A 12,527-nucleotide genomic window follows, 5' to 3' on the forward strand; every position below is an offset into this window, starting at 1 on the left:
ATTTACATCGACTCACTGAAAAAGCACGTAACGTCATCATAACGCCAAGAGGACGACATTTACATACATGGATGTATGGTTGTATCCTGTGCGGCCATCGGCCGACTCTCTGAGGCCACCGAACGTAAGTAAAGGACTAAGGAGCGCGCCGATGCGCATATCGATCGCAAGACACGGCTGGGTCGCCGGACTATTGATAGCGTCACTATTGACGGGCTGCGGATCCGGCGATGACCAGGAAAAGGGTCAACAAAACCAGCAGGATCAGCAAGCGCCAGCCCGGGACGCCAAGGTCATGACCATGGAGCGGCGCACCATCGGCTACGATCGCTCCTATTCCGCAAAACTGCGCAGCGAGCAGCAAGTCGCGATCATCGCCCGGGTCAGGGGCGAGCTCGAAGCGCGCAATTTCGAACCTGGAGAGATGGTCGAGAAGGGCGAAAGCCTCTATACCATCGAGCCCGATGTCTATCAGGCTACGGTCAATCAGCGCAAGGCGGATGTGCAGAGTGCCAAGGCCAAGGCCTTTCGTGCGGATCGGGATGCTAGGCGCTATAAGCAGCTGCTGGCGCAGAACTCCGTCAGCCAACAGCAGTACGATCAGGCCGTGGCGGAACGGCGCGTAGCGGATGCCAATGTGGCTCAGGCCCAAGCTGCATTGGAAAGCGCTAAAATCGATTTGGGCTATTCGGACGTGCAGGCACCGGTAGCCGGCATGATCAGTCTAAGCGATGTCAACGTGGGTAACGTTGTCGATGTCGGCACGGAGCTTGCCACCATCACACCCATGAATCCCATTGAGGTGCGCTTTGGTCTACCTCAAGAAGACGCTTTCGATCTGCGCCGTCAGCGCCAGCAGGGTGCTGATATCAAGGCGTCGTTAAAGCTTCCCGGTGGCGATGATTCGACGCAGCAGCTTGAAGGCAATATCGATTTCCTGGGCTCTCGGGTCGACGACGACACCAGCACCGTGCAGGCCCGGGCCATGTTCGATAATCCCGATGATCTTCTGCTGCCCGGGCAGTTCGCGCGGGTGCAGCTCCAGAACATGAAACGCTACGACGTCATGGCGGTACCGGAAATTGCCGTGACACAAGGACTGATGGGCCCGCAGGTATTCGTGCTTGACGATGAGGACAAGGTGCGAACTTGCAACGTGACCTTGGGTGATTTGGCGGGGCCGCTTCAGATCATCACCGATGGTCTGAAATCTGGCGATCGCGTCATCGTCAGCGATCCTGGTGGGCTCGAAGCCGGCGCCAAGATCAATCCGCAGCCTTACTCCGGCGATCCCGAAAAGCTTTCCGCACAGGAAAACGATAAGTCAGAATCTTCATCGAACGGTTCCGCCAAGCAGGATGGCGGGCAAGAGCCTTCGAGTGAATCCGGCAGTGATGACCCGTCTTCGAAGCAGTCGTCTTCGGATAAGGCCAAGGAACAGGGCGACGAGGCATGAATTTTTCCGATTTTTTCATTAAACGTCCGATCTTCGCCACGGTTCTCTCGATCATCATCGTGGTGATCGGGGCGATGGCAATGCGTGCCTTGCCGATTCAGCAGTATCCAAGCGTCGTGCCGCCTACGGTATCGGTTCAGGCAACCTTCCCCGGTGCCAACGCGGATACTGTCTCCCAGACCGTAGCAGCTCCATTGGCGGAGGCGATCAACGGGGTCGAGAACATGCTCTACATGACCTCGACCAGCTCCGATAACGGCATCATGCGCATGGATGTGGCCTTCGAGATCGGTTCCGATGGCGATATCAATACCATCAACGTCAATAACCGGGTGCAGTCGGCACTGTCTCAGCTACCAGAAGCGGTACAGTCTCAAGGCGTCAATGTCGAGTTGAGTTCTAGCAGTATTCTTCTATTGGTTGCGCTGCGTTCACCCAACGGGGAATACAGCAAGACCTACATGCAGAACTATGCGGTACTCAACATTCTCGATGAGCTGCGTCAAATCCCCGGGGTGGGCAAGGCGGAGGCCTTGGGAGGGAGCGAGTTCGCTATGCGGATCTGGCTCGATCCGGACAAACTGGCGCAATATGACTTGACGCCAGCAGAGGTTGCCAGCGCCATAAGGTCTCAAAACACCGAGGTGCCCGCAGGTAGCCTTGCCGCAGAGCCGCAAAGTGATCCTCGCGCCTATACTTATACCATCTCTGCCGGTGGGCGACTGACCAGTGCGGATGCGTTTCGTAACATCTATTTGCGCACTAACCCAGATGGTTCATCGTTGTACCTGAAAGACGTGGCGCGTATCGAACTGGGGGCTTCCTCCTATGCGGTAAACGCCAATCTCAATGGCGCGACCATGGCGCCGATCGTCATCAATCAGCAGCCCGAGGCCAATGCGCTGGAGACGGCCTCGAAGGTTCGTACCGCCATGGAGGATCTCGCCGATCGCTTTCCGGCGGGGCTGGAATACGTAGTGCCTTACGATACTACCTTGTTCATCGATGCCTCGATCACCACCGTTGCCGAAACGTTCATCGAAGCCTTCATCATCGTTGCCGTGATCGTCTTTCTGTTCTTGCAGAATTGGCGCTCGACGGTGATAGCGATGACCGTGGTGCCAGTATCCGTGCTAGGGGCATTTGCCGGGCTGTATATCCTGGGCTTTTCGATCAATCTGTTGTCTTTGTTCGCAATGATCCTAGCCATCGGTATCGTGGTGGACGATGCCATTCTGGTGGTAGAGAACGTCGAGCGCCTGCTCGAGGATGAAGAAGATATATCGATAACTGATGCGGTCAGCGAAGGTATGCGGGAAGTAGGCGGCCCCGTCATCGCCACCGCCTTCATCATGGCATCCGTGTTCGTGCCGGTGGCCTTTCTAGGCGGCTTTACCGGACAAATCTATCAGCAGTTCGCCCTGACCATCGCCATCTCCGTGGCTATATCCGCGGTGGTAGCCTTGACCTTCACACCGGCATTGGCTGCCATTTTTCTCAAGCACAAGAAAAAGCAGAAGCATGAATCCAAGCTGATGCGGGCAGTGCATGCCCCGGGGCGCTGGTTCAACAAGGGGTTCGATTGGGTCACCCGCGGTTACATGGCCATCGTACGTGCCTTGATCAAGCTATGGGTGCTGGCCTTGGCGCTGACCATTTTGGTATTGGCAGGTTCCTTCTGGCTTTACGAAAGCACGCCTTCGAGTCTTGTCCCGGAAGAGGACCAGGGAATTGCCTTGGCGTCCATCAGTCTGCCGGATGCCGCCTCGGTAGCGCGTACCACCGACTTCGTGGACGCGGTTGGCAAGGAAATCGAAAAGATTCCCGGCGTCGAGTTTGTCTCGGCGATCGCCGGTTACGATCTGTTGTCCAGCTCGGTCAATACCGCTCGGGGCACCATGTTCGTCAGCATGGAGCCCTGGGGAAGCCGGGATCTTACTGCCAATGAAATCATTGCCCGTGTCAACAAGATAGGGGCACAAACCCCGGGTGGGTCGGTGCGCTCATTCAACCTGCCGCCCATTCCCGGATTGTCCACTACCGGTGGTTTTACCGGCTATCTGCAATCCCTGGAGGGTGCCAGCCCGAACGAAATGGGTCAGGCGGCCAACAAAATCATGCAGGCGGCCAACAAGCGCGAGGAACTGGCCCAGGTCTTCACGACCTTCAATCCAAACGTGCCGTCCTATCGTGCCCATATCAATCAGCAAAAAGCGCTGAGCTATGGGGTGTCGATTCAAGCACTCAACACTACGCTGTCGAATACCCTAGGTAACGGTTTCGTCAACTACTTCTCCTATCAGAACCGTAACTTCCAGGTGTTTCTACAGAACGAGGACGAGTACCGTCGCTCCAAAGAGGATTTGAGCAATATCTTCGTGCGAGGTGGCAATGGCGAGCGTATTCCTCTGGCGGAGTTCGTCACATTGGAGCGTATAACCGCGCCGGCGGTCATGACCCGTTACAGCGTATATGCTGCCGCGCAGTTTCAAGGGGGGCCGGCGCCGGGCTACAGTTCCGGACAGGCCATTACTGCCATGGAAGAGGTGGTCAATGAGACCCTGGGCGATAGCTGGAGCATGGGCTGGACCGGGACCGCCTATCAGGAGATCAACACCGGCAATGCTGCCTCTATCGCGATCATTTTCGGTTTGCTGATGGTATTTCTGATTCTGGCGGCTCAGTACGAAAGCTGGTCGTTGCCTCTCGCGGTATTGACCGCGGTACCCTTTGCTTTCCTGGGCGCCATCGGCGGAGTGGCGCTGCGAGGATTGAACGTTGGGGTCTATGTTGAGGTCGGCATGCTGGTAGTGGTTGGTTTGGCAGCAAAGAACGCCATTCTGATCGTGGAGTTTGCCGAATTGCAGCGCAAGGATCAGGGCATGTCGATTCGTGAGGCAGCCATTCATGCGGCGGAGCAGCGTTTTCGCCCCATCGTCATGACGTCCTTGGCCTTTATCTTTGGTACCCTGCCACTGGCCCTGCCTCCGGCGCGAGTAGCGGCAGTAGCCATGAGATCGGCACCACCGTGGCGGTGGGTATGGCTTCCGTGGCAATACTGGCGAGTTTCTTCGTGCCGTCATTCTATGCCATGCTTGCAACACTTTCGCAGTGGCTCGACCGCAAGCGGGGCAAGAAGGACAAGCGCAGCGAGGATAGCGATAAAGGCAGCGAAGGCTCGACCCAAGCCTCCGGATCCTAGCTTGCTCGGGGTATGGAGGATGTAATGCGAAGCCAAGACGGGAGTCTTGGCTTCGTCGTTTGATGGCGCTTTAGCCAGTGATGGACAAGCAGTAAGATTTCAGTCGATTCACTTGATGCCGCAGGAGTTGGCATGTCGTTTTCTCGCAATTGGTTCACTTTGTTCATCGCTGTCTTGCTGCTATTGCTGGTGACGTTATTTTCCGATCCATCCCAGGCTCAGGGCTTGGCCATTCCGAGCATGGGAAGCGTCAGTCAGGATGAAAAACAGCCTCAGCAAGACCCGAAAGAATTACGCAATTCACTAGATGATGTCATCTCGACCCTGGAAAGCGACGCGCAGCGTGATGAGCTTCTAGCCAGGCTAAAGGAGTTACGGGAAGCGAGCGCAAGCGCCTCGGCGCAAGAGGGTGAAGAGCGACAAGGGCTGCTCGGAGCATTGGCGGACTCTTTCAATGCCGCCGGCGAACAGGCTCAGCAAGGCAGAGCACCCCTGGACATCTGGGCACAGCGCTCGAAGCGAGCAGGCCAGCGGGTCGAATCGCTGTTTGCCGCTACGAGCCGTGAGGAGTTGCTGCGCGGCGCCATTGAAACGTCAATACTGATGGGGGTCTGGCTAGGCCTATTACTATTGCTGATAGGAACAGGGCGTTTTCTTCGACGTCGTAACGATTGGCCACGAGTGCTGCCTCCAGAACCTCCGGCAAGTTTGCTGATCATTCACTTCCTGCGCAAAGTGCTGCCTTGGGCGCTCTCCTTCGCGGTCATGCTGGGTAGCCTGCGGTGGCTTGATGCTCCTGCGCCTTTTAGCGCCATCGTGTTGGTGCTTGCGTATATCACTCTATGTGGGCGGTTGCTTGCCACCGCATTCGAAGTGGTCATTTCAGTCTTTACTCGGGGGCATCGGCGCGTCGCGGTAGCACTTCTACGTCAGCAGGCACTGACTCGGCTTTTCGTCATCGGGGCCCTGGCGGCCTTTGGGGATGCGCTCAATGGCGATCGACTAGAGGCACTACTGGGGAATGATCTATCCGGCTGGCTGTCCGTGTCTGCCAAGGTGCTGGCAGGCATAGTGGGCATCAGGCTCATAATACGAATACAACGCCCGATCAAGCATTTGATTCGTAATCGTCCCTACGCTCAGCGGCGCAATCAGAATGCGCTACGGGATTTGATGAACGTTCTTGCACGGCTATGGCACGTGCCGGTGCTGCTGCTGATAGGGGCTTCCCTCTTGGCTATTTTCGTCACCGGAGGGGAGGCGGAAGGTGTCTTCGTCCGGGCGATCATCGATGCGGCTCTGCTGGTGCTGGCCCTGGTAATTGCTGGTATGCTGCGCCGTCAAAGTGAGAAGACCGTCAAGCGCCTGCGGCTGTCGCAATATCGTCGTCGTCTCGAACGCTTCGGTTACGCGCTTGCCCATCTGGTCATCTGGGTGGTCTTTGCCGAACTGGCGCTACGCGTGTGGGATGTATCGCTGTTGGGCATCGGCGCCGATAGCCCGATCAGCGCCCGCATCGGACGCGCGCTACTGGGTATCGGGTTGACCGTCATGTTGGCCTGGTTGATCTGGATCATCGCCGATACCGGCATCCAACGGGCGCTCAACACCTCGGCGCGGACGCGGGGTCGTCGCGTCTACAATGCCCGCGCCCAAACCATTACGCCGCTACTGCGTAACGTAGTGCTGGTCACCATCGTGATCATCGCCTCCATCGTCGGGCTTGCCAACCTGGGCGTGAACGTAACGCCTCTGCTGGCAGGTGCCGGGGTCATTGGTCTGGCCATCGGTTTTGGTGCTCAGACCCTGGTTCAGGATTTGATCACCGGGCTGTTCATCCTGATAGAGGATTCTCTGGCGGTGGGCGACTTCGTCAAGCTTGGCGAGTTCATGGGCGCCGTTGAAGGGCTGACCATGCGGACCGTTCGCCTCAGAGACCTTGATGGCGTGGTACACATCATTCCCTTCAGTGAAATCAAGTCGATCCACAACATGTCCCGGCAATTCGGTATTGCGCTGATGTACTTGAGCATTCCCCATACCATGAAGATCGACGACGCCACCACCTTGATGAAAGAAGTGGCGGAGGATCTGCGCAAGGATCCGGTGCTGCGTCATCTGATCTGGTCGCCGTTGGAGTTCCAGGGTATTCAGCGTTTTGAAGAAGGGGCGGCGGTACTGCGTATTCGCATGCGCACTAAGCCGGAGTATCAGTGGGATGTGACCCGTGCTTTCAATTTGCGCCTCAAACAGCGCTTGGACCAGGACGGCCAGGATCTGGCTATGCCGCGCTTGAACGTTGTGGTGCAAAATGCGCCTCCTCCTAGCAAGAATGAATCCTGGGCGCCTGCGGTAGAGCCAACGGTGGGGCACGCGCCGGGGCAAGGAGGGGATGCAACATGATCGATATCCATGGCGCAGACGATATACTTTCAGGTACATCACATAGTTAATTTTTCTGTTTGTTCAATTGCTGCTAGGCTGTAAACGAGCGAACGGACATCGCTATGATACTCCGCTCTCGATCATCTGATCCTTTGCAAGGGTCGATCAATCAAGCATTCATGCGGGAGATAGGCAATGAAAGATTCCAAGACGGATAAATCCGAAGGTCTGGTAGATAAAGCGGCTGGCAAGGTAAAGGAAGCCCTCGGCAAGGCGACCAACGACAAGGATACCGAAGCCAAAGGCAAGACGCAGACCGTTAAAGGTGACGCGAAGCAGACCAAGGGCGATGTAAAGGATGCTCTTGATCCCGAGCACAATAGTCACAATACGAACAAGCCCTAATGTTATAAACGTAGGTGCTTGTCAATACCGTCGAGGGGCCTGATGGCCCCTCGATGGGTTGTGGCAATTGAATAATCGTGTTCGATGTGCCGGTTTTCTTCAGGAGCTGCATCGATAAAAATGCGCCGGAAGAAAATTCAGCGGTATGAAATCGCGCTGCACCTTGGGAAACGTCTTGTTCAAGTGAGGTAGCACGCTAGGCGAGAATTGATAGAGCAAAAAGGCGCCGCTAGGCGCTATTACCTGCTGAGTCGAACTCAGGATGCTGTCTTTGACCGGCCCTGGCAGGGTGCTCAACGGTATACCGGCAATTATATAGTCTGCCAAGCCGAGCCCACGTTCAGCCAATACCTGCTCGATGTTCTCCGCCGATTCGTGAATGATCTCGAGCCGTGGGTCCGGGCAGGTCTGCCTGAGAAACTCAACAAAATCCTCATTGGTCTCAAGCACCAGCAAGGTTGCCTCGGGATGCATCTGACGCAATATCTCGCGGGTAAAAGTACCTACCCCGGGACCATATTCGACCAGTACGCGGGCATTTTGCCAATCGACGTGAGAAAGCATGCGCCGGACCAAAAAGGGAGAACTTGGAATGATCGAGCCAAGCATCTTCGGATGCTTGAGAAAGTTCTTGGCAAAGAGGAAGAACTGTTTGCTTTGCGACATGGATTGCCGTGAGTCCTTCATTCCTTGCTTGCTGTATTCCATGTTTGGATTTCCTTATCGTCAGACAGATTGGGATTGTCTCATTACCTTAGGCCAACAGGCGCTGCAGGAAAAGTAATAATGTTCATCAGAACCATTGTTGCTTTGCGTTTTGTCACACAGTGAAACGGTTGGTTAGTGGTATTTGTTGCAATAACCCCTGACACTTCATCGTCGACGGCGACACTGCGACAATCTGCCAATAGCTGCGACGGACTGCGGCAAAACGCCACTTCTCAATGTCCCTGTTCCGGCATGAAAATAGCTGCCTTCCAGCAGAATTCATGTCCCACAGGACTTTACTGGCGTTTCAGCTCGTCTTTCCACGCGTTTTGTGCCTTGCTTAGTGCCAAAGTTCAGTGTCAAAAATCTCAGTCTCGAACCATTCTCAAGCAAATGTCTATTGATAAGCCAAATGACGATAGCTAGCTGCTTGTTTTAGTGTGCTAACGAACAACCTGTTTCGCGTATGGCGTCTTTCGGGCTTCAAGAGGTCGTGTAATGAAAAAGAAGCATTTCAGTCTCATCGTCGGTTTATCGCTACTGCTGCTGCTTGGTGGCTGCGATGCAGCATTAATAGACCCTCAGGGGCAGGTAGGGGAACAGCAGTTGACGCTGATCTTGACCGCTTTTGGCTTGATGATGATCGTCGTTATTCCGGTCATTGTGATGACGATACTGTTTGCCTGGCGCTATCGTGAGAACGGGGAGGCGACCTACACACCGGACTGGGCACACTCCAACGCAATTGAAACCGTCGTCTGGTTCATTCCCTTCGTCATCATCGCATTTCTGGCCTGGCTTACCTGGCAGACCTCTCACAGTTTGGACCCGCATAAGCCGCTTGAAAGCGATGTGGCGCCCTTGGAGATTCAAGCGGTGTCCCTGGACTGGAAATGGCTGTTCATCTATCCGGAGCAGGGCATTGCAACCGTTAACGAGGTGGCGTTTCCCGCAGGGGTGCCGGTGCATTTCAGAGTGAGTTCCGGCACGGTCATGAATTCGTTTTTCATTCCGGCGCTAGGCAGCCAGATTTACGCCATGGCGGGTATGGACAACGACGTTCATTTGGTGGCCGATGATCCAGGCACCTATTTCGGTCGCTCCGTCCATTACAGCGGCGCTGGGTTCTCCGGCATGACCTTCGATGCCATTTCAACGACTGACGAGGGTTTTGACGAGTGGGTCAATAAAGTCAAGGAGTCGTCCAAGACACTGACCTTCCCGGAGGAGTATTACGTCCTGGCGGAGCCCACCAGAAACCATCCGGTGGAGTATTTCTCCGAGGCATCACCTGAGCTTTATACGCAAATTCTGGAGAGCTTTCACGGCGGTAGCGGCGGATCACAGCAGGAAAAACATGGGGAGCAAGGCGGCGACCATCAGGGTACGCCAATGAGCGCAGAGGCAGCGGAGTAACACTATGTTTGGAAAACTTAGCTTAGAGTCGATTCCTTATCACGAGCCCATCATCATGTCCGTGGTGGTGGTCATCGCGCTTGGTGGAATTCTTCTATTTGGACTGCTGACCTACTACAAGAAGTGGATGTATCTGTGGTCGGAGTGGATCACCTCCGTCGATCACAAGAAACTCGGCATCATGTATTTCCTTGTAGCCTTGGTCATGCTGATACGTGGCTTCTCCGATGCCATCATGATGCGTACCCAGCAGGCTATCGCTGCCGGTGGCGCCGAAGGCTATCTACCGCCGCACCACTATGATCAGATCTTCACCGCCCATGGTGTGATCATGATCTTCTTCGTGGCCATGCCCATGGTCATCGGATTGATGAACCTGGTGGTACCGCTGCAGATCGGTGCGCGGGACGTGGCGTTTCCGTTTCTCAACAACTTAAGCTTCTGGCTCTTCGCGGCAGGTGTCGTGCTGGTCAACGTATCGCTTTTCGTTGGGGAGTTCGCCAAGACCGGCTGGCTTTCCTACGCGCCACTATCAGAGTTGGAGTACAGTCCCGGGGTCGGGGTGGACTACTGGATATGGGCGTTACAGATATCGGGGATAGGAACGACCCTGACGGGTATCAACTTCTTCGTCACGATTTTGAAAATGCGCACCAAGGGCATGACGCTGTTCCGTATGCCGATCTTCACTTGGACATCGCTGTGCGCCAACGTGCTGATCATTGCGTCTTTCCCGATCCTGACGGCGACGATCGCTATGCTGACGCTGGATCGCTATCTGGGCATGCACTTCTTCACCAATGATTTTGGCGGCAACATGATGATGTACGTCAACCTCATCTGGGCCTGGGGTCATCCGGAGGTGTATATCCTGATTCTGCCGGCGTTCGGGGTGTTTTCCGAGGTCATTGCGACCTTTTCCCGAAAGCGTCTGTTCGGTTACGCCACTCTGGTGTGGGCAACGGTCGCCATCACGGTGCTCTCATTCATCGTCTGGTTGCACCACTTCTTCACCATGGGCTCCGGGGCCAATGTCAACGCCTTCTTCGGCATCATGACAATGCTTATCGCCATACCTACCGGGGTGAAGATATTCAACTGGCTGTTCACCATGTTCCGCGGGCGGCTGCAGTTTACCACCCCGGTACTGTGGACCCTGGGGTTCATCATCACCTTTACCCTGGGTGGCATGACCGGGGTGATGCTGGCCGTGCCGGGCGCTAACTTCGTGCTGCACAACAGCCTGTTCGTCATTGCCCACTTCCATAACGTCATCATCGGCGGCGTGGTATTCGGCATGATGGCCGGCATGACCTACTGGTTCCCCAAAGCCTTCGGTTTCACCCTCGATGAGAAGTGGGGCAAGCGCTCGTTCTGGTGTTGGTTCACGGGTTTCTACCTGGCCTTCATGCCGCTTTATGTCTTGAGCTTCTTTGGAGCAGCGCGTCGCATGCAGTCCTACGCGCAAACCGAATGGCAGCCCTGGTTCATACTGGCCGCAATAGGCGCCTTGGTTATTCTGGTGGGTATTGCCTGCACCATCATTCAGATCGTGGTCAGCATTCGTGATCGCAAGAAGAATGCAGACATCACCGGCGACCCTTGGGATGCGCGCACGCCGGAGTGGTCCACGTCATCACCGGCGCCGTTTTATAACTTTGCGCATCTTCCGGCGGTCAGTGGCATCGACAGCTTTTGGGATGACAAGCAGAAAAACGGACCCAATGCTCGTCTGAGCGAGCCGCCCTACGAAGATATCCATATGCCTAAGAACACCGTGGCGGGGCCGGTGATGGGCGTTATCAGCATTGCACTTGGCTTTGCCTTGGTATGGCATATCTGGTGGCTGGCAGCGGTCAGTGCGGTAGGCTTGTTCGTGACCTTCATGCTGCGTGTCTTCAACGACGACATCGACTATTACGTTCCGGCCAAGGAAGTCGAGCGTATCGAGAATGCGCACAAACAAGAGCTGAAGGAGCTGCGAGCGTAATATGTCAACGCATACAGAGTCTTTTAACGACGCTCATACTGGAGAGCATGAGCACCACGATGCCGCGGGAACCAAGATCTTCGGTTTCTGGGTCTATCTGATGAGCGACCTGATTATCTTCGGGTCACTCTTCGCCACCTACGCCGTGCTCATGGAGGGCACGGCAGGAGGCCCAACCGCTGCGGACATTTTTGAACTACCGTTCGTTCTAGTCGAGACCTTCCTGCTGCTGTTCTCGAGTTTTACCTACGGCATTGCCGTACTGGCGATGAACAAGGACAAGGTGGCCCAGGTCAGGCTATGGCTAGGCATCACCTTTTTGCTGGGCGCGGCCTTCGTGGGCATGGAAATCTACGAGTTCCAGCATTTGATCCATGAAGGATTCGGACCCGATCGCAGCGCCTTTCTGACGGCATTCTTTACGCTGGTTGGCACCCACGGCCTGCACGTGACTTTCGGTCTGATCTGGATTCTGGTAATGCTGATCCAGTTATCCACTAAAGGTCTGACCGATGCGACTCGGCCACGCATCATGTGCCTGAGCTTGTTCTGGCACTTTTTGGATGTCGTCTGGATCTGCGTCTTCTCCTTTGTCTATCTGATGGGAGTTCTGGTATGAGCCACAGCAATCCCGATACCCAGCCTGGCAGCGCGCACGGTAGCGTCAAGTCCTATGTCGTAGGTTTGATTCTATCCATCGTGCTGACCGTGATTCCCTTCGCTGCTGTCATGACCGGCGCCCTGAGTATCACGACAACGGTACTGACCATTGTCATCGCAGCCGTACTGCAGGTTCTCGTGCAATTGATCATGTTCATGCACTTGAATACCAAGTCGGACGAAGGATGGAATTTCATGTCCTTCGTCTTCGCGGTGACGATACTGGTTCTCGTGGTGGGAGGTTCATTATGGATCATGCATCATCTACATCTGAACGTAATGATCAACTAGCGTCGCACCCTGCG

At 55.3% G+C, this 12,527-nt stretch carries 8 protein-coding genes and 1 pseudogene; 8 read left to right on the forward strand and 1 reads right to left on the reverse strand.

What is annotated here, in order from left to right:
* Positions 1-151 precede the first annotated feature (151 nt).
* The 4 genes and pseudogenes from CH74_RS04080 to CH74_RS04095 all read left to right on the forward strand — a co-directional run bounded on the left by CH74_RS04080 (position 152) and on the right by CH74_RS04095 (position 7,448).
* The gene (locus CH74_RS04080; RefSeq protein ID WP_048306192.1) at positions 152-1,456 is read left to right on the forward strand and encodes an efflux RND transporter periplasmic adaptor subunit; all 1,305 of its coding nucleotides are present in this window, start codon (positions 152-154) and stop codon (positions 1,454-1,456) included.
* Positions 1,453-4,658, forward strand: a pseudogene (locus CH74_RS04085) (efflux RND transporter permease subunit). The gene CH74_RS04080 and the pseudogene CH74_RS04085 overlap by 4 nt, the downstream one beginning before the upstream one ends.
* Positions 4,659-4,790: 132 nt before the next feature.
* A complete protein-coding gene (locus CH74_RS04090; RefSeq protein ID WP_053070621.1) occupies positions 4,791-7,061 on the forward strand; it encodes a mechanosensitive ion channel family protein in 2,271 nt (756 codons plus the stop codon).
* A gap of 177 nt (positions 7,062-7,238) precedes the next feature.
* Complete coding sequence (locus tag CH74_RS04095) at positions 7,239-7,448, forward strand: CsbD family protein (protein ID WP_048306193.1); 210 nt, start codon at positions 7,239-7,241, stop codon at positions 7,446-7,448.
* 99 nt (positions 7,449-7,547) lie between these two features.
* Here the strand turns inward: CH74_RS04095 and CH74_RS04100 are convergent, their stop codons facing one another.
* Positions 7,548-8,156 carry a class I SAM-dependent methyltransferase gene (locus CH74_RS04100; protein ID WP_082140283.1) on the reverse strand — a complete coding sequence of 203 codons (609 nt, stop codon included), beginning with the start codon at positions 8,154-8,156 and terminating at the stop codon, positions 7,548-7,550.
* A 498-nt stretch (positions 8,157-8,654) separates the two neighbouring features.
* Between CH74_RS04100 and cyoA the strand changes: the two genes are divergently transcribed.
* From cyoA to cyoD, 4 genes are read left to right on the forward strand one after another with little or no spacing between them, the layout of a single operon-like run.
* On the forward strand, positions 8,655-9,572 hold the full coding sequence (gene cyoA, locus CH74_RS04105; RefSeq protein WP_048306194.1) for a ubiquinol oxidase subunit II: 918 nt from the start codon (positions 8,655-8,657) through the stop codon (positions 9,570-9,572).
* A gap of 4 nt (positions 9,573-9,576) precedes the next feature.
* The gene (gene cyoB, locus CH74_RS04110) at positions 9,577-11,562 is read left to right on the forward strand and encodes a cytochrome o ubiquinol oxidase subunit I (protein ID WP_048306195.1); all 1,986 of its coding nucleotides are present in this window, start codon (positions 9,577-9,579) and stop codon (positions 11,560-11,562) included.
* A gap of 1 nt (position 11,563) precedes the next feature.
* Positions 11,564-12,181 carry a cytochrome o ubiquinol oxidase subunit III gene (locus CH74_RS04115; protein WP_048306196.1) on the forward strand — a complete coding sequence of 206 codons (618 nt, stop codon included), beginning with the start codon at positions 11,564-11,566 and terminating at the stop codon, positions 12,179-12,181.
* Positions 12,178-12,513, forward strand: coding sequence for a cytochrome o ubiquinol oxidase subunit IV (gene cyoD, locus CH74_RS04120; RefSeq protein WP_048306197.1), 336 nt, complete (start codon positions 12,178-12,180; stop codon positions 12,511-12,513). Before CH74_RS04115 ends, cyoD begins: the two co-directional genes overlap by 4 nt.
* Positions 12,514-12,527: the final 14 nt, after the last annotated feature.

This window comes from Halomonas sp. PR-M31 (genome assembly GCF_001039575.1).
GTDB lineage: Bacteria > Pseudomonadota > Gammaproteobacteria > Pseudomonadales > Halomonadaceae > Modicisalibacter.